At 37.0% G+C, this 19,625-nt stretch carries 11 protein-coding genes; 6 read left to right on the top strand and 5 right to left on the bottom strand.

Features of this window, described 5'->3' with window-relative positions:
• Positions 1–23 precede the first annotated feature (23 nt).
• Together NE363_RS13575 and nfuA are read right to left on the bottom strand one after the other, a co-directional pair.
• The gene (locus tag NE363_RS13575) at positions 24–2,279 is read right to left on the bottom strand and encodes a TonB-dependent siderophore receptor (RefSeq protein WP_445535270.1); all 2,256 of its coding nucleotides are present in this window, start codon (positions 2,277–2,279) and stop codon (positions 24–26) included.
• A gap of 166 nt (positions 2,280–2,445) precedes the next feature.
• On the bottom strand, positions 2,446–3,084 hold the full coding sequence (gene nfuA / locus NE363_RS13580) for a Fe-S biogenesis protein NfuA (RefSeq protein WP_004703125.1): 639 nt from the start codon (positions 3,082–3,084) through the stop codon (positions 2,446–2,448).
• 158 nt (positions 3,085–3,242) lie between these two features.
• Here nfuA and NE363_RS13585 point away from each other — a divergent pair, with 158 nt between their 5' ends.
• The 5 genes from NE363_RS13585 to NE363_RS13605 all read left to right on the top strand — a co-directional run bounded on the left by NE363_RS13585 (position 3,243) and on the right by NE363_RS13605 (position 9,072).
• Positions 3,243–3,860 (top strand): rhomboid family intramembrane serine protease, encoded by a 618-nt coding sequence (locus NE363_RS13585; RefSeq protein WP_019456839.1) that lies wholly within the window; start codon positions 3,243–3,245, stop codon positions 3,858–3,860.
• A gap of 169 nt (positions 3,861–4,029) precedes the next feature.
• The gene (locus NE363_RS13590; protein WP_445535271.1) at positions 4,030–5,706 is read left to right on the top strand and encodes an arylsulfatase; all 1,677 of its coding nucleotides are present in this window, start codon (positions 4,030–4,032) and stop codon (positions 5,704–5,706) included.
• Entirely contained in the window at positions 5,703–6,710 is a 1,008-nt protein-coding gene (locus NE363_RS13595) for a formylglycine-generating enzyme family protein (RefSeq protein WP_445535272.1), read from the top strand. Before NE363_RS13590 ends, NE363_RS13595 begins: the two co-directional genes overlap by 4 nt.
• Before the next feature lie 116 nt (positions 6,711–6,826).
• A complete protein-coding gene (locus NE363_RS13600) occupies positions 6,827–6,991 on the top strand; it encodes a hypothetical protein (RefSeq protein WP_019456973.1) in 165 nt (54 codons plus the stop codon).
• 533 nt (positions 6,992–7,524) lie between these two features.
• Complete coding sequence (locus NE363_RS13605) at positions 7,525–9,072, top strand: hypothetical protein (protein ID WP_191000557.1); 1,548 nt, start codon at positions 7,525–7,527, stop codon at positions 9,070–9,072.
• A gap of 46 nt (positions 9,073–9,118) precedes the next feature.
• On the opposite strand, the gene NE363_RS13610 is transcribed toward NE363_RS13605, so the two are convergent.
• Together NE363_RS13610 and NE363_RS13615 are read right to left on the bottom strand one after the other, a co-directional pair.
• On the bottom strand, positions 9,119–10,453 hold the full coding sequence (locus NE363_RS13610) for a D-serine ammonia-lyase (protein ID WP_191000558.1): 1,335 nt from the start codon (positions 10,451–10,453) through the stop codon (positions 9,119–9,121).
• A gap of 163 nt (positions 10,454–10,616) precedes the next feature.
• Positions 10,617–12,248, bottom strand: coding sequence for an inorganic phosphate transporter (locus NE363_RS13615; protein WP_004703132.1), 1,632 nt, complete (start codon positions 12,246–12,248; stop codon positions 10,617–10,619).
• Between the two features lie 465 nt (positions 12,249–12,713).
• Between NE363_RS13615 and metH the strand changes: the two genes are divergently transcribed.
• Positions 12,714–16,400 (top strand): methionine synthase, encoded by a 3,687-nt coding sequence (gene metH / locus NE363_RS13620; RefSeq protein WP_445535273.1) that lies wholly within the window; start codon positions 12,714–12,716, stop codon positions 16,398–16,400.
• Between the two features lie 54 nt (positions 16,401–16,454).
• On the opposite strand, the gene NE363_RS13625 is transcribed toward metH, so the two are convergent.
• On the bottom strand, positions 16,455–19,544 hold the full coding sequence (locus NE363_RS13625; protein ID WP_445536390.1) for a reverse transcriptase domain-containing protein: 3,090 nt from the start codon (positions 19,542–19,544) through the stop codon (positions 16,455–16,457).
• Positions 19,545–19,625 lie beyond the last annotated feature (81 nt).

Below are 19,625 nucleotides of genomic sequence, written 5' to 3' on the forward strand. Positions count from 1 at the left end.
AGCGCCTTTGTCATAAGTCTTGTTTAGAAAGAATATTTTAAAGATGCATAATAAGCTCGACCTGGCTCATTGTAAGTTTGGCTAATTGAGTTACTATCTCTTAAAATTTGTTTATCAAATAGATTACTTACACCAACGCGTGTACTTATATTATCTGAAAATTTATAACCGACGTTAATTCCAGCAATACTATAGCTTTTTACAGTACTTGGCTTAAGTGCAGAATTTGCTCCACCTGAACCAATACCCGATTCGAGTCTATTCTCGGCAAACTGGCGTGATTTTTGGCGGCCATATTGAGTGAACACAAAATTCACATCTAACTGATCTGTAATGTCATAATCAAAAATTGAGTTAATCGTATAGTTTGGCACTAAAGATAATGGGTTCCCTGTCTGTTTATCTTTCGAGTCCATCATATAAGTAAAGTTGTTAGTCCAGCGGATATCACCGAAGTCTAATCCCAAGCTTCCCTCAAAACCTTGAATTAATGCTTTAGGCGTATTTTCCCAACGTAAGATATTCCACTTGGTATTGGTCACAGCGCCAGTATTTGCATTAGTGCTTGAACCATCTACTGTTCCAACAACATTTGTACCAGCTATAATTTTATCTTTATAGTCATTACGGAACCAAGTTAAGCTCGCATTCACGATATCCTTTTGGAACTGAATACCAAGCTCTTTGTTTACCGAAGTTTCTGGTTTTAGATCACCATTACCCTGTAATAAACAACGTGAATCAATATTAGCTGGGCAACCATTACCATTTGTACTTAACAAATACCCTTCGGCATTTTGATACATATTCGGTGCTTTATAGGCTTTTGCTACCCCACCTTTTAAAGTGAAATAATCATTGAGTCTTTGAGTAACGTTTAAGCTTGGGCTCCAATTAGAACCTGATTTGCTGTGATCATCGAAACGTAAACCTAATACCACATCAGTGCTGTCTGTAAATTTTAGGTTATCTTCGATATATGCAGAAGCAATACGTGATTCCATTTTACTGCGATTGCCTTTAGCTAATTGATCGCCATAACCCGAACCACTACTGTCTGTACCCTGATTTGTCGAAATATTATCTTTAAATCTGTCTTCAACCCATTCAGTACCTACTGTTAATACATGCGGTACATAATATTCAAAAGGAATATTGGCTTCACCATTTAATCGAAGCGTTTCTAAGCGTGAAGTGGCTTTGTCATCCAGATTATTAATTTTTCCTTCTGTGCTACCGCCCAAACCTTCAGGAAGGCGCTTATTGTGAGTTTTATCATATTGAGCAATGAGCTTACTTTTACCCCAAGACCAATCCCCTTCATGCGTTAATGCATAGCTATCACGGTACATAGTATTGGTTTCTTTACCGATGAGCTGCGAAAGAATCGCATCCGCTTGAGCATTTGCATTTAACTGAGAATCACCAGAATAAATATTGCTTTGTTTGCTAGAAGAAACATCGAGTAAGACAGTTTGCTGGTCTGTTGCCTGCCAAGCTAAACGGCCTGAAATATCTTTATTTTTAACGCCTTCACGGCCAGCTGCTGTACTACCTATTGATTTATTAATATCGACGTCGTCAGCTTCTGTTTTATTATAATTACCGTATAAACGATAAGACAAAACGTCTTTAATCAATGGTCCACTTACGTTAAAGCCAACACGATTTGATGCACCTTCTTTAGAGTCTTCAGGTTGTGAAGTATAAAACTCTACCGAACCATGGGTTTCATTCGTCACTTTTTTAGTAATAATATTGACTACACCACCCGCAGCACCAGAACCATAACGAGCTGCTGCTGGTCCACGTAAAACTTCAATCGACTCGATTGCTTCTGCTGGTACCCAGTTTGAGTCACCGCGTGTATCACGCTCTCCTTTCCAACCATAACGGACTGAGTTACGAGAGTTAATTGGTTTACCGTCCACTAAAATAAGTGTATTTTCTGGTCCCATTCCACGAATATCAATTTGTCTATTATTACCACGCTGCCCTGTTGCACTATTACCAGTTAAATTGACACCCGGCATACGACGTACATAGTCAGAAATATCATTACGAACAGGTAGCTTTTCTAAATCTTCTTTGGTAATCACCGACACACCGAGCGATTGCTTCACCTGCTCTTCAGCTGTTACAAAAATTGTTTCCAATTTCACAGGTTCAGCAGGCTTTTCTAATGCTTGTTCTTGCTCGCTTTGTGCAGCATAAGTCATAGACATCATACTTGCCAGTACTGAAACAGAAAGCACTGACTGGATAATACGCTTCGACATAAGTATTCCCAATATATTGATTTATTAAACATCTCTCATTTTCAGTTTCGCATTGTAACAAAGATAAATAAAATTACAAATGATATTGATAATAATTATCATTATTTATATTGAATAATAAAAAAACCTCATATAGAGGCTTTTTTATTTCATTTTTCAAATAATTTTATTTGAAGTAAGCACCTTCAGCTTGTGTATGGTCTGTTTGGTCAACCACACGTTGAAGCTCAGGAATGTTTTCTTTCAAGGTTGTTTCTACACCTTGTTTTAAAGTCACATCAATTGCAGAACAACCTTGGCAACCACCACCAAATTTTAATACAGCAGTTAAACCATGTTCTGGGTCGTCTTGTACTTCTACCAAACTACAGTTACCGCCATGCCCTGCAAGACCTGGGTTAATTTCTGCTTGAAGAATATAAGTAATACGTTCTTCAATTGAAGCATCTGGTCCTACACGTGGCACTTTTGAATTTGGTGCACGGAAAGTTAACTGACCACCGAAACGGTCTTTGTTGTAATCAATTACAGCGTCTAAAAGATATGGAATAGACGGTGCATCAATGTATGCAGGAAAATCAGGATAGTCCTGTTTATAGTCCGTTGGTACCACTTCTTCTGGTGCGCTATATGCCATACAGCACTCTGCACGTGGTGTACCCGGATGTTCAACAAAAATTCGAACGCCAATTCCCGGAGTATTTTGCTTCGCCAATAATTCGTGCAAATACTCTTGTGCAGATGGTGTAATCAAAAGGTTCGGAATTTCTTCTGCAACAGCAGTGTTGGTGTTCTCAGTCGACATAACAATATTCCTCAAGCTGATGCCTTTATATTAACCGAAGATGAGGTGGATTTAAAAAAAATCAACTAAATTTGTCGGATTTATACACAACAGGGTTTCAAGTTGTATTTTTAATGGCATTATTGACCCCAGTATTGATCATTTTTTAAATATTTCTTATGTTGAATTTGCCCTTTAACCATACCATTACCCTTATTATTATTACGGTCGTCGTCTCTTTACTTGCTTTTAGCAATCAAAATGTTATGAATCGTCTGATCTTCTGGCCACCTGCAATGCAACGTGGACAATTTGATCGCTTCATTACACATGGCTTTATTCATGCAGATGGGACACATTTACTGTTCAACATGATTACCCTGTTTTTCTTTGGCAGTATTATTGAGAGTTTTTATCGCCAATATTTTTATGACATGGGCTTTGTGTTGTTCTATTTAGGCGGTTTAATTTTTGCGATTTTACCAAGCTATCTACAACATAAAAATGATGCAAACTGGGCAAGTCTTGGAGCTTCAGGAGCGGTATCTGCTGTTCTATTTGCTTATATTCTGTTTCAGCCATGGAAGCTGATTTTTGTATTTTTTATTCCTGTACCAGCGATTATTTTTGCGGTTTTATATGTCGCTTATAGCATTTGGGCAGGCAAACGTGGCAATACTCATATTAACCATAGTGCCCATTTATGGGGTGCGGCTTACGGCGTAATTGTAACAATCTTGATTGAACCAAGAGTGATTCCGCATTTCCTAGATCAACTTACTCGTTTGCCATTTTAAACTGAATATTTCTGAAAAGCCCTAAATGGGCTTTTCTTTTTTTCTCATTTATTTATAAGCATAAATGCTCAGACATTTTTCTGATTTTCTTTGATCAATTCCTTGTTTTGATTGCAAAAACCATCTGATTAAACTCGTGCACAATTCTTTTAATAATTCAGATGATACAATGAAGTACAAAGCTCTTTTATCTAGTCTTTCAATTGCATTATTTAGCTTATCTTTAGCTGGCTGTAACGATAATAATTCACAAGAAACTGCAGCAACTACATCAAAGCAACCCAATATTCTGTTCATTATGGCTGACGACTTAGGCTATTCAGATTTAGGAGCCTTTGGTGGTGAAATTCATACGCCTAATATTGATAGTCTGGCGCAAGAAGGACGACTTTTAACGGACTATCATACTGCACCCACTTGCTCCCCTACTCGCTCGCAACTCATTTCTGGTACTGATCATCATCTAGCAGGTATAGGAGCTATGGCAGAGCTTACACCAGACCATTTAAAAGGGCAGCCAGGCTATGAAGGCTATTTAAATGAACGCTCTTTATCGATTGCTCAGGTGCTCAAAGACAATGGTTATCGGACGTATATTAGTGGTAAGTGGCATTTAGGGTTAACCCCTGAAACCAATGCACATGCCAAAGGTTTTGATCATTCATTTACCTTATTACAAGGTCTAGATCATCACTTTAAACAAGCTCCAAGTGCCTTTAAACGCAACTCGACTTATACCGAAGATGGTCAAATTATTCCTGTATCAGCATTACCTGATGACTTCTTCTCGACCAACTACTTTACCGACAAATTACTGAGCTATTTAGAATCAGGTAAAAATAGCGGTAAACCATTCTTTGCTTATGCTGCCTACACGGCACCCCACTGGCCTATACAGGCTCCAGCAGAATATCGTGACAAATATCGTGGCGTTTATGATGTTGGCTACGATGCTATTCGTAAAGCACGTATAGCTCGTCAAAAACAGCTTGGAATTATTCCGGCAAACTTTGAAGCAGCAGAACCAATTGCGACCCAAAACGCACCACAAAAATATGGAAAATGGGATGAGTTAACAGCCGAACAAAAGGCATTAGAAGCCCGTAGAATGGAAATCTATGCAGGTATGGTAGAAAACCTCGATGCTAACGTCGGCCGCATTATTCAATACCTCAAACAAAATAATCTTTATGAAAATACTTTAATTTTCTTTGTTTCTGACAATGGCGCAGAAGGTTTTATTCGTGGTGGATATGGTAGTGAATCTGGTTTTGATAACTCTGTAACAAACGTAGGTACGCCTACTTCATACCACTATATTGGACCACGTTGGGCCGAGGTCAGTGCGGCACCTTTCCACTTATGGAAAGATACGGCTGGCGAAGGTGCAACGACTGCCCCTGCTATTGTGAAATTACCAAATCAGAAAAAAGCAGAAGCAACCAATCATAGCTTTGCATCTGTACTCGACGTTTTTCCAACCTTATTAGATTATGCCCATATTCAAGTCCCTCAAGGCCAATATAAAGGTCGAACTATTAATACACCGAGCGGTTATTCTTGGAAATCTGTACTTGAAAATAAATCACAAACCATCCGTCCAGCAAATTTCAGCTTTGCCGATGAACTCCATGGCAGTAAATATGCCAAACAAGGCGAATGGAAAATTGCGCTTCAAGGTCGCCCTGAATTAGGCACGAGTACTTGGGAACTCTATAACATTGCCACTGACCGTGGTGAAAACCACAATGTTGCGCAGCTTTACCCAGCAAAAGTACAAGAGTTGCTCTCGGTTTATCAAAAATACACTGAACAAAATGGCGTACAGGAATATAACGCCAAATGAAATTGAAACTGGTTCTAAGCACTACAATCAGCCTGTTATTCATCACAGGCTGTAGTAAGTCTGAACATAGCTCTGACACGAAAAAAATTGTACCAAAGCAAGCCATCCCATCGGCTGCTTTGGGTTCTATTGAACAGTGTAAAAGCTATACAGGCCTTCCTGCAGATTGGCTTAAAAATACAACGGCTGGAATGGTGTTCATTCCAGATGGACATTTTAATTTTGGCTCTGAAAAAGCTTATCCTGATGAGCTTAATTTCGGAAAAAAACAGCGCGAAGTTAAAGGTTTCTGGATTGATCAAACTGAAGTTACTGTCGCTCAGTTCTCAAGTTTTGTAAAAGCCACGGGTTATATTACCGATGCTGAAAAACAAAAACAGGCGGCTGTTTTTTCACCAGACCCTCATCACCCACAGCAATGGTGGCAACTCAAATCTGGATATACCTGGAGAATGCCAAATGGCCAAAATGGCGCACTTCCCAACCCTCATGAACCTGTACGCTACGTGACAAAAAATGATGCTGAGCATTATGCAGTTTGGCTAGGACATGATTTAGCAACAGAACTTGAATGGGAATACGCCGCTAAAGCAAACTCACAGACCGACACGCCTTTACACCAAACACCTACTGATGAACATCAACATCCCCAAGCAAATTACTGGCAAGGTGCATTTCCTTTTGAAAATTTGAATCAAGATAATTTTACGAGTGTTGCTCCTGTCGGCTGCTTTAAACCTAATGGCTTTAAACTATTCGATATGATTGGAAATGTTTGGGAATGGACATCCTCTCCCTACCAAGGCGCGCATGATCAACATATGGGTAATTATTCTGATTTAAGACAAAAAGAAATGAGCAGTATCCAATATGTCATTAAAGGAGGCTCATTTTTGTGTGCTGAAAATTATTGTTCACGTTATCGAAATAGTAGCCGTTACCCTCAAGATTTTGATTTAGCTGCTACACATGTTGGTTTTAGAACAATTTTACGTACGTCTTAACAAATTAAAACTAGTGTGTAGTTGTTGATATTTCTTAACCAAAAACAAGTCGAAAAACGATCTAATAATTTTTATAGTAGATAGTAAAAGAGAGAATGATAAAAAGTGAGAACAATATGAAAACATTTCTAGTTTGTGCAGCTGCAATTTTCACACTATCACTATCTGCTTGTGCAGTTTACACCCCAGCGGGTAGTGTTGTGGTCGATCCAGATTCACCACATTACGGACATCCAGGAGACTTCTGTCCACCAGGACAAGCTAAAAAAGGCCGTTGCTAAAGATTTAGATAGACTGTAAGCAAATTAATTTTTCTATATGGAAAAATAACTTATATGGAGGGTTTCACCCAAAATTAGATGGGGCGAAACTAGAAAATTATGGTGCAAAAAAATCACCATATCCCCAAGATTTTTAAAAGACAATCTTACGTTGTCTTCCATCTAGTTTCACCCCAATTCTTTCTTATTCCGTTTCACTAGTCTTATCGTTTAATAAAAAAGTCTAGTTTTTCATCATCATCGTATCTTTTTTATTGATACATTTTGAACATTTTATCTTCAGTTTAGACCTGATGACTTTGCTCTGTACAAAATAATCATTTATGTAACGTAAGTCTATAAAAATGTTCTAAAAATGTGAAAAAAAATGAGTTAAAAATGAGATCGAATTATCATAAAAATTCACTCAAACTACCTCTATCACACAAATAATTTAATTTTCATTTTGTCAGTTATTGCCACTCGTTTCTTTACGTTGGCATAGATAATGTATACACCTGTATATTAATGATACCGTACAAGTGAGATATTTTATGTCCAGTCAGAGTCAAGTAGAAGGTCTACAATTTCCAATACACGCTTCAACAAAAAAGCAAAGTACTTCTCGCACAGGCCAAGAGATTTTGTCAGAAGCTTTATCTATTGTAGATAATAAAACTGCTCAACAGATTTTGACTGAAAAAAACTGGCGGAAAAATTATCCAACATACTTTAAATCGCTTGTTCAGCATGGACTTTCTAATAGTAACAATCCAATCACCATTGCAAAACAAGGGTTACATAAGGCACATCATCTTTTTGATTTTTTTAGAGATGGCAAACATTACCTTTTAAAAGATGCTCTTCGCATTCCTGCGTCTGCACCTTTAAATACAGTAAAGTTCAAAGGTGAAAGTGAATCGGCACCGGAATGGTATGTTCCATATAAAGGTCAGAAACTCAGTGGACAAAGTCTCCTTGACCAAATTCAAAAATGGGAAAATGCAGGAATTATTGAACCAAGTCATGCAAACGCATTGCGTGAAGCTATTGCACATCCTGAATGGTTTGATTTATCAGATCGTACTATGGTGTTGTTTGGTGCAGCATCAGAAGCGGGTCCCTTACCTTGGCTGGCAAAATGGAAAGCTAATATTATTGCAATAGACTTACCAAATTCACGAGTGTGGGGCAAAATCTTAAATACGATTAAAAATGGAAATGCAACGCTTATTGCCCCTACGATTGAATCAGTTGACTCGTCAGCAAAAGCCTCAGAGTTAAAAGATAAATTAGGTGCCAATTTACTGACTCAACTTCCAGAAATTGCACAGTGGTTAGTTCAATTTCCACAAAAGTTAGATTTAGCTGCTATTGCGTATTTAGACGGTGAAAAACATGTCCGTGTTTCAATGGCAATGGACAGTATTATGCAATATGTGAGTGAACATAAATCAGATACCAGCTTAATGTTCATGTGTACTCCAACCGATGTTTACGCAGTGCCTCAGGAAGTTGCCGAAGCAGCTCAAGAGAAATTTAAATCGCGTTCACAACTACAAAAAATGGCTGCGAAAGGGGTTTCTGCTCTTTCACTTAAACGTTTTTTCCAAGCGCCTTATCAAGATTTAATTACCAGTGAGAATGGTAAAACTTATGGCATTGCAGACTGCTTAGTAGTTGAACAAGGACCAAACTATGCTTTGGCAAAACGCATTCAACAATGGCGTGCAACACTTGCTCGTCATCAAGGCCAACGTGTAAGTATTAATATTGCTCCGTCTACCACAACTCACTCGGTGACCAAAAACCCATTACTTAAAGCAGCATTTAATGGTGCCGAACTTTTTGACGTTGAAGCATTCAGCCCTGAAACGACCAATGCGATTATGGCAGCGCTATGGATTCATGACTTAAGAAGTGAGTCCTCTGTAGCAAACCCAGAAACTGTACTTGATCATCCCCTAGAATTAATGATGGAAGGTGCCAATCACGGTGGACTATGGCGTGTGGCTTATTTAGCCCGTACAGCTCTCCCTTTTGCTGCTATTTACGGTTTTGCAGCAGAGAAACTTCCTTTTAAGAAATTCTCTAAAAAATAATGAAATTAAAAGCCCAATTTTCGAATTGGGCTTTTTTTCGATCTAATTATTTGTTTTGACTATGTGTCAAATATTTTTGCATTTCATCCGGTGGCACCATACCGCCACCAGTTGCCCAAACCACATGTGTCGCCTGATTTAACTTCTCTGCTGACAATTGATGTAAAGCTAAATAATCAGGAGTAGTTTGCACATAATATGACCCCATCATGCCAGCCGCTGCTGAGGGCTCAACTTGAATATTTTCCGTTTGATTTAAAAGTGCAATCAGCTCATATAAACGTTCATCATGAATCGTGTAGTAACCATCAATTAACTGTTCCATAGCCCGCCCTACGAACCCAGAAGCACGACCAACAGCTAACCCATCTGCAGCAGTAATGTTATCTAAACCAATATCATTTACTGAAATCTCATCGTGCAGTCCTGTATGCACACCCAATAACATACAAGGTGAATGCGTGGGTTCTGCAAAGATACAATGTACATGCTCACCAAAAGCAAGTTTAAGCCCAAAACTCACGCCACCGGGGCCACCACCTACGCCACAAGGTAAATAAACAAATAATGGATGTTCAGCATCGACTTTAATCTGCTTTTGCTCACACTGCTGTTTTAAACGTAACCCCGCAACGGCATAACCTAAAAATAATGTTGTTGAATTTTCATCGTCAATAAAAAAGCAATTTGGATCTTGTTCTGCAGCTTTACGTCCCTGCTCTACAGCAACCCCATAATCACTGTCATATTCAACCACGTTAACGCCCAATGAACGCAATTTATCCTTTTTCCATTGCCTTGCATCGGCAGACATATGCACTGTCACTCTAAAGCCGAGCTTCGCACTCATAATACCAATAGATAAACCAAGATTACCTGTAGAGCCTACTGCAATTTGATATTTGGAAAAAAATGTCCGAAATGCATCTTGGTCGAGTTTACTGTAATCATCTTCTAACTTAAGAAGCCCTGCCTCAATTGCTAGTTTTTCAGCATGAGCCAAGACTTCATAAATACCACCACGTGCCTTGATTGAACCTGAAATAGGTAAATGACTATCTTTTTTGAGCCAAAGCTTTCCAGTAAGCTCCTGCTGCTTTGTTACAGATAGGGCTTGCTGCATATCTGCAATTTCTACTAATTCAGATTCAATTTTTCCATGTTGTGCTTGAGTTTCCGGAAATACTTTTGCCAAGTAAGGTGCAAAACGTTCTAGCCTAGCCTCGGCATCTTTTACATCTTGCTCGCTAAGACCTACTTTCGCGAGAGCATCGTTTAAAGGATAACGGTTTGGATTGAACCAAAATGTTTCTTGGTAATCTTGTAATGTTTGAATGAGTGGGAATTGTTGTTTTAGCTGATCAAGTTGAACCGTTTTCATCCTATATCCTTTCATCAATTTTTTGAGCCAATCACTTAGCACTAAGTGTTCGCAATAATCATTAACTCTTTACTGAATTTATCTGAAAAAAGCGATCTTTTTTTTAAAGATGCCAATAAAAAAGCCACTAATAATAGTGGCTTTTTAGATTTAAACAGACAACTTAAATGAACTTTAAGAACAACCAATATAAACCACCAGACAAACAGATGGTCGCAGGTAAAGTAAATATCCAAGCTGATAAGATTGTTTTAACAGTATTAAAGTTTAGACCAGATTTATTTGCAACCATGGTACCTGCAACAGCACTGTTTAAAACATGTGTAGTTGAAACTGGCATACCTAAACCATCTGCTGCTGCAATTGTACTCATTGCAATAAGCTCAGCAGACATACCTTGACCATAAGTCATATGGTTCTTACCAATACGCTCACCTACAGTTACCACAATGCGTTTCCAACCGACCATAGTGCCAAGACCAAGCGCTAATGCAACTGCAACTTTCACCCAGTTTGGAATGTACTGTAAGAATGAATCCAAGCTACCACGATAATCTTTCACAAGCTTTTTCTGTGAATCATCCATTTTTGGTAAAGCATCTGCTTTATCCAAACGTTTAAACGTGGTTGTGCTTAAATACATGTCATTACGAATTTCACTAATCGCAGCTTCAGGAATATCCTTTAAGTCGCGATAGCTAGAAACACGAGCACCTAAGTGGTCAGTCATACTTGCCAATGCAGGTACAACTTCAGGTGTTTGTTGCTTGGTTTGAATATATTTTGTTAAAACTTCACGCGCTTTTTCATCAGTCAATTCTTGCTGATTATGGTTTAACAAAACAGCAGTTTGAGAAGAAAGCTGGTGGAATGATTGAACCTGTTGTGTATCGAGGTTTTTATTGATTGAATAAGCTAATGGTACTAAACCAACCAAAATGAGCATGATGAGACCCATACCTTTTTGGCCGTCATTTGAACCGTGTGCAAAACTTACACCTGTGCAGGTAAAGATTAAAATTGCACGAATGATTGCTGGTGGTGGCTTATTACCTTCAGGTGGCTGAAATAATTCTAATTGGCGTTTAAAAATAGTTTTAACCAACAAGAATAAGATTGCTGCAAAAGCAAAACCAATTAAAGGTGAAAATAATAATGCCTTACCTACTTTAATCACCTGATCCATATCTACACCACTAGTCGTTACGCCAGTCGATGCACTCAATAGATGGTTCATAATACCCACGCCCAAGATTGAACCAATCAAGGTGTGAGAGCTAGAAGCTGGGATTCCTAAGAACCAAGTACCAAGGTTCCAAAGAATTGCAGCGATTAACAATGCAAAAACCATTGCAAAGCCAGCACCGCTACCCATATTCATGATAAGTTCAACAGGAAGCAATGCAATGATGCCATAAGCAACAGCACCACTTGCGACCATTACCCCAAGGAAATTACAAAAACCAGCCCACATGACTGCAACTGGTGCAGGCAATGCATTTGTATAAATGACCGTTGCAACTGCATTGGCAGTATCGTGGAAACCATTTACAAATTCAAAGCCCAATGCAATGAAAAGCGCAGTAGATAAAAGAATAACCGAATAAAGGCTCAAAGGTGGAACATGCGCTAAATCAGCACTAACCTGAAACCCAATATAAATAAGTGTTGCAACAATAATCGTCAGAAACACCGGCATAAAAAATTTCGGTGTTGGGACGTGTACATTCGTCGATTTTGCTTGCAGGTTTGCCGCAAGTTTTGAATCCGAAACAGGGGGTAGATTAGAATTCATGCAGACGGTAAGAGGATAATAAAATCCTCTGTATTCTTAAATTAAATTATGACAATTATATGACAAAGAGCCGCCTGATGAAGTCAATTTTTTATATTTTGACCTCATTTGATGCACCTTTCCTCGCTATTTTTTATTTTTTTATTAAAATACAATAAGTTAAATCATTATTTACGAGCTCCTTTTGTGCTTATTTTTACAGCAAAAAAATAAATAAAATGACTCATATGTTTATTTTTCATACAAAACAACTGTAATATTTCGGCATATTGGGCATGAAATATTTCAATATCATGATCATTTGATGAACATTTCATGAAAATTCTTTTGTTTTTGTCATAAAACCGACTCTTTTTACTAATTTTTTACTCATCGACTCGTGACCTTCGTAGGTCATCATTTGTGCTGCTATTCTGTTACAATAGCGCCGCATTTTTAAATTCATATAAAAGATCGGGGTTTTCTATGTCTACGCTTGCCACCCTAAAAGCGCTTCTTGCTAAACGCATTCTGATTATTGATGGTGCCATGGGAACGATGATCCAGCGCCATAAGTTAGAAGAAGCCGACTACCGTGGTGAGCGTTTTGCCGATTGGGCACATGACTTAAAAGGCAACAACGACCTTTTAGTTTTGACACAACCTCAAATCATTCAAGGAATTCATGAAGCTTATCTTGATGCTGGTGCAGATATTATTGAAACCAATAGCTTTAACGGTACGCGTGTTTCAATGTCTGACTACCACATGGAAGATCTTGTTCCAGAGATTAACCGTGAAGCAGCACGTTTAGCCAAAGCAGCTTGTGAAAAGTATTCAACTCCAGACAAGCCGCGTTTTGTAGCAGGTGTACTTGGGCCAACTTCGCGTACTTGTTCAATTTCACCAAATGTAAATGACCCTGCTTTTCGTAACATTACATTTGATGAACTAAAAGAAAACTATATTGAAGCGACTCATGCGCTGATTGAAGGCGGTGCAGATATCATTCTGATTGAAACCGTATTTGATACCTTAAACTGTAAAGCTGCGATTTTTGCGGTAAAAGAAGTCTTTAAACAAATTGGTCATGAATTACCAATCATGATTTCAGGGACCATTACCGATGCATCGGGTCGTACCTTAACAGGTCAAACTGCCGAAGCGTTCTGGAACTCTGTACGTCATGGTGACTTACTATCGATTGGCTTTAACTGTGCGCTTGGTGCAGATGCAATGCGTCCTCATGTAAAAACTATTTCCGATGTCGCAGATACGTTTGTTTCAGCACACCCAAATGCAGGCTTACCAAACGCTTTTGGTGAATATGATGAAACACCAGAACAAACTGCTGCATTCTTAAAAGAATTTGCAGAAAGCGGCTTAATTAATATTACTGGTGGTTGCTGTGGTACCACACCTGATCATATTCGCGCTATTGCTAATGCAGTAAAAGACATTGCACCTCGCCAAGTTCCTGAAACAGTCCCTGCTTGCCGTTTAAGTGGTTTAGAGCCATTTAATATTTATGATGACTCACTTTTCGTGAACGTGGGTGAACGTACTAACGTTACAGGTTCGAAAAAATTCTTACGTCTCATTCGTGAAGAAAACTTTGCAGAAGCTTTAGAAGTTGCACAGCAACAAGTTGAAGCTGGCGCGCAAATTATCGACATTAATATGGATGAAGGGATGCTCGATTCGCAAAATGCGATGGTGCATTTTTTAAACCTTGTAGCATCTGAACCTGATATTTCACGTGTGCCAATCATGATTGACTCATCAAAATGGGAAATCATTGAAGCTGGCTTAAAATGCGTACAAGGTAAACCCGTTGTTAACTCGATTTCATTAAAAGAAGGTTATGACGAGTTTGTCGAAAAAGCCCGCCTGTGCCGTCAATATGGTGCTGCAATTATTGTGATGGCCTTTGATGAAGCTGGGCAGGCTGACACCGCTGAACGTAAACGCGAAATCTGTAAACGTTCATACGACATTTTAGTGAATGAAGTAGGCTTTCCTGCTGAAGATATTATTTTTGACCCTAACGTGTTCGCAGTAGCAACAGGTATTGAAGAACACAACAACTACGCGGTCGATTTTATTGAGGCAACAGGTTGGATTAAACAGAACTTACCACACGCCATGATTTCTGGTGGTGTATCGAACGTTTCATTCTCGTTCCGTGGTAATGAACCTGTTCGTGAAGCTATTCACTCTGTGTTCTTGTACCATGCCATTAAGCAAGGCATGACCATGGGTATTGTAAATGCCGGTCAAATGGCAATTTATGATGATATTCCAGCCGAGCTAAAAGAAGCAGTTGAAGATGTCATTTTAAACCAAAACCAAGGTGAATCTGGTCAAGCTGCGACTGAGAAACTGCTTGAAGTAGCTGAAAAATACCGCGGACAAGGCGGCGCTGCCAAAGAAGCTGAAAACCTTGAATGGCGTAATGAGTCAGTTGAAAAGCGTCTTGAATATGCATTGGTTAAAGGTATTACCACTTATATTGACCAAGACACCGAAGAAGCTCGCTTAAAATCTAAACGTCCTTTAGATGTGATTGAAGGACCGCTGATGGATGGCATGAACGTGGTTGGTGACTTGTTCGGTTCAGGCAAAATGTTCTTACCACAGGTTGTAAAATCTGCCCGTGTTATGAAACAAGCTGTAGCATGGCTCAACCCGTATATTGAAGCTGAAAAGGCTGAAGGACAATCTAAAGGTAAAGTCCTAATGGCAACGGTTAAGGGTGACGTACACGATATTGGTAAAAATATTGTAGGCGTGGTACTTGGCTGTAATGGTTATGACATTGTGGACCTTGGGGTGATGGTACCTTGCGAGAAAATCTTGCAAACTGCAATTGATGAAAAATGTGACATCATTGGCTTATCTGGTCTGATTACTCCATCTTTAGATGAAATGGTATTTGTTGCGAAAGAAATGCAACGTAAAGGTTTTAACATTCCTTTATTGATTGGTGGCGCAACCACATCGAAAGCACACACAGCAGTAAAAATTGACCCTCAGTACCAAAATGATGCCGTGATTTATGTTGCCGATGCTTCACGTGCTGTAGGTGTTGCAACCACTCTCCTTTCGAAAGAAATGCGTGGAAACTTTATTGCAGAGCACCGTGCTGAATATGCCAAGATTCGTGAGCGCTTAGCTAACAAGCAACCAAAAGCTGCCAAATTGACTTATAAAGAGTCAGTTGAGAATGGTTTTAAAATTGACGAAAGCTATGTACCACCGAAACCAAACCTTTTGGGAACACAAGTCCTCACCAACTACCCGCTTGCGACACTCGTAGATTATTTTGACTGGACACCATTCTTCATTTCTTGGAGCTTGGCAGGTAAATTCCCGAAAATTTTAGAAGATGAAGTGGTCGGCGACGCTGCAACAGATTTGTATAACCAAGCACAAGCGATGTTGAAAGATATTATCGACAACAACCGTTTTGATGCTCGTGCCGTATTCGGTATGTTCCCTGCACAGCGCACTGATGCCGACACTGTGAGCGTATTTGATGAAGCTGGTCAAAATGTTACGCATACTTTTGAGCACTTACGTCAGCAATCTGACAAAGTGACAGGCAAACCAAACTTGTCTTTGGCAGATTACATTCGTACTGATCGTGAGCAGCAGGACTACTTAGGCGGATTCACTGTATCAATTTTTGGTGCAGAAGAACTGGCAAATGAATACAAAGCCAAAGGTGATGATTACTCTGCAATTTTAGTTCAGTCACTAGCCGACCGTTTTGCAGAAGCTTTTGCCGAACACTTACATGAACGCATTCGTAAAGAGTTCTGGGGCTATAAAGCTGATGAACAGCTCAGCAATGAAGAACTGATTAAAGAGAAATACGTCGGTATTCGCCCTGCACCGGGTTACCCTGCTTGCCCTGAGCACTCTGAAAAGGCAGTGTTATTTGATTGGTTAGGTTCTACCGAAAAAATCGGCACCAAACTGACTGAACACTTTGCAATGATGCCGCCATCTTCGGTGAGTGGTTTCTATTATTCGCACCCTCAAAGTGAATACTTTAACGTAGGTAAAATATCTCAAGACCAACTTGAAGATTATGCAAAACGTAAAGGTTGGACACTTGATGAGGCAAAACGCTGGTTAGGGCCGAATTTAGATGATTCGATTCAGTAATTTAAGTAAATTTTATATAAATTCCCCCCTTTCTTGAGGGGGAATTTTATTTTATTAAAATGGTGTAATACGTCTTAAAGGTGATATTTCAAATCCTTCAGGTGTAGGCTTAAATTTATCAGAATCAGAAGGCCATCTTTTAGCTCTACTTTGAAAATCTCTTAAATCACTATACTTTAAACTTACAGATACAACGTAATCATTATCACCGCCACGTAATCTTGCTAAGTCACGCATCCAGGAGTTTTTACTAGGAACCCTCACACGACTATCACCATATTTTCTATTATTAACAAGAATTACATAACTATGTACATCTAATGCTGCAGATTTGATTAAATCCCCGAAAGTTTCAATATCTCTGTTCCAACTAAGAATAAAAAGTCCATCTATATTGCCTTGAAATGCAACACGAGCACGCGAATTTTGTAATTCTGAACAAATCATTACACCGAAACAAAAACCATTATGAATATATACTGGTTTGTTAAAATCTTTAAAAACTTTCCAAGTTTTTCCATACTTTAATTGGAGGTCTTTATCCTCACCCACAGCGGGTAAAAGTTTCGGTTGCTTTATGAGTTGCCAACTACTGCATCCAAAACTAGTATCATGTAAAAGCATATAGGCACTACTATAAATTTCATTCCCATTATGCTCATATTCCGTTCCAGCAATAAAACTTATTTTGGATTTTGACATACGATGAATTAAAGTATTTAACCATTCAAGTGGAATAGATAACTCTGGGAAAATTACATAATCAGGCTTATCTTTAAGTGTTAGCACTTGGTCAATTAAATTTTTAAATCTTTCATATCTCTCAAAGGATAATTTACTTTTATTATCTGCAGAATAACTCCACTCATCTTCTTTAGTTTCAAAATTAGTTATAGCTACTCTTATTGATTTTTTTTCTTCAGTACCAATCGCTATAAGTTTGTTACCACATTTTTTTTCAACATCATCTACTTTAGTAAAATAACTTTCATCCAAATCCTGAGAAATATCTGTTAATTCAACTTCAGATATATAAAATTCGCCATTGACAACTTGAACATAATTTCTCCAAAGATCAAATCTATCAATATTACTAAGTTCGCCATTATATAATTCTTCATTAAATAGATCTGAAACATCTAAAGAGTTTAATGGTCTTGTAGGGAATAAAAAAGGATAAAGACTCATACTCTCGGATACTAAATTTAGATCTTTCCTAGCATAAGTTAAATTCTTATTTAAGAACTTGACTCCGACATCTTTAATTAAACCAAGGTTATATTTTATAATATAATCATTAATAATATTATCAGGTTCGTTTAAATTATTTATTTTTCTACAATAAAATTTTAATGGCACATTAGCCAAATCAGACAATATTACTAATTTAACTTTTTCTTGAAAAACAAAAGAATCAAACTCAATACCAAATATAAAATTATAGAGTTTCAAAAAACTCTTACTGATTATTTTCTCATTAAAACTCTTAATCAAAGAATCAAAAACAACCATCCTAATAGAAACCAAAATCTCATCAATATAGTTATTTAAATCAATTTTTTCTTCAACTTTTTGACCATTTAAATTAATAACAAAACTCTTACTTTCTAAAAGATTTATCAGATTTTTTTTAATTTTTTCACACATACAGTAAATAAAATTAAAATCACCTAATGAAATTGCAATATTTAAAATTCTTTCTAGATACTTATAATAGTTAAACAAAACACTTGGAACGGTTACTTCATCAAGTATGAAATCATAAAATTTAGATTTTTCTTGAATCCATTCCTGTTTTGGTAAGTCTCTCATAAGATTTTCGATATAACTTAGTTGTAAAGATAGTTCAGACCTGTTTTTGCTTAAAAGCTCTAAACCATATGTACTCTTGATATCAAAATTTGTTTTCTTTATAGTATCATCTTCACTTAAAACTAAATCTTGAGCATTTGGCATTAATCTATGCTCACTAGACATTTCTTTTAACTCTTCTTTTACATTTTTGATGAAATTCTGCGCATTACGACCATTTAAAAAAAATGTCTTTATTTTTTTTTCTTGTACTTTCAATTCCGTTTTTGTTTCATATTTTTTTAAAATATTATTCAAATCATTTATATTATCTATATTAATTTTTCTTGAAAAAAAACTTAAAAAATCATTTTTATTTAAGAAACCTTTGTTCTCAATAACAATAAAAATATCATCAACATATCTACCATATGATATAGGCTTTAAATTTCTCTCAATTTTATCATCTAAAATTTTTAAAATTATGTTTGATATAATTTTTGAACAGGTCAAACCTATAGGCAATCCAGCGTTCAAATCAAAATTAAATTTTGATTTATAAATTTCACCAACACACTCCCCCCATTTATCAATTAAATTACAAATTACTGAATTAAATAGTTGCTCAGACTCATCTAACTCCAATCCAACATCATTATTAAAATCATCATTATTTATTATTTTTGCATCAATATTATGGTAGTAACCTTTCAAATCTAACGAAAAGACCATCACATTTTTTTTTGCTTCTAAAGATTTTTCTATACTATTAAGACCATTACTTTGCCATTCTTTATAAGGTATAAAATAAGGTTGAAATGAAGTGTTTTTTTCTAAATTATATTGAGATTCATTAGTGCAGCATCCATTTTCTAAATTTAGTCTGTTTAGCCTTGAACCATATGAATTTTTTGATAATTTTGCATCATATTTATGCCCAATAAAATTTATCCATAAAGCTGATAAAATGTGAGCTTGAACAGTAAAGTTTCCAATAATCCTAGAACTAATGGTAATTTCACAACCTTTTAATTTTCTCTCGAATTCTTTAGCAGTTGAAGATATTGAATGAAAATCTTTAGATTCTTCATCATTACACTCAAAATCCATAGACTTAGGATAATTTATAAAAAATTCACTATCAATACAGCAACTTAAAATTTCTTCAACATTAGCTTTTTTTAATACGTTAAACAAATTATAAATATTTTCTTCAAAATTTTTTTCAAAATTGACAAATCGATCGACTGCTGAAATACTTTTTTCCCAAAAGATATCTGATTTAGCCTTTCTATAAGCTATAAGTAGATCTGTTATCTCTAGATTTTCAAAACCATTAAATTTTTTAACCATTTTTTTCAAAACAATTCGTTAAAGTTAAAATAATTTAAATATTTTAGCATCTAAGTAATTAAAAAACTTAAATTCTTTTTT

It is taken from the genome of Acinetobacter sp. G18 (assembly GCF_052660225.1).

Coding starts and splice junctions, on each gene's coding strand:
- NE363_RS13575 (WP_445535270.1), bottom strand. CDS start 2,279: ATGTCGAAGCGTATTATCCAGTCAGTGCTTTCTGTTTCAGTACTGGCA.
- nfuA (WP_004703125.1), bottom strand. CDS start 3,084: ATGTCGACTGAGAACACCAACACTGCTGTTGCAGAAGAAATTCCGAAC.
- NE363_RS13585 (WP_019456839.1), top strand. CDS start 3,243: ATGTTGAATTTGCCCTTTAACCATACCATTACCCTTATTATTATTACG.
- NE363_RS13590 (WP_445535271.1), top strand. CDS start 4,030: ATGAAGTACAAAGCTCTTTTATCTAGTCTTTCAATTGCATTATTTAGC.
- NE363_RS13595 (WP_445535272.1), top strand. CDS start 5,703: ATGAAATTGAAACTGGTTCTAAGCACTACAATCAGCCTGTTATTCATC.
- NE363_RS13600 (WP_019456973.1), top strand. CDS start 6,827: ATGAAAACATTTCTAGTTTGTGCAGCTGCAATTTTCACACTATCACTA.
- NE363_RS13605 (WP_191000557.1), top strand. CDS start 7,525: ATGTCCAGTCAGAGTCAAGTAGAAGGTCTACAATTTCCAATACACGCT.
- NE363_RS13610 (WP_191000558.1), bottom strand. CDS start 10,453: ATGAAAACGGTTCAACTTGATCAGCTAAAACAACAATTCCCACTCATT.
- NE363_RS13615 (WP_004703132.1), bottom strand. CDS start 12,248: ATGAATTCTAATCTACCCCCTGTTTCGGATTCAAAACTTGCGGCAAAC.
- metH (WP_445535273.1), top strand. CDS start 12,714: ATGTCTACGCTTGCCACCCTAAAAGCGCTTCTTGCTAAACGCATTCTG.
- NE363_RS13625 (WP_445536390.1), bottom strand. CDS start 19,544: ATGGTTAAAAAATTTAATGGTTTTGAAAATCTAGAGATAACAGATCTA.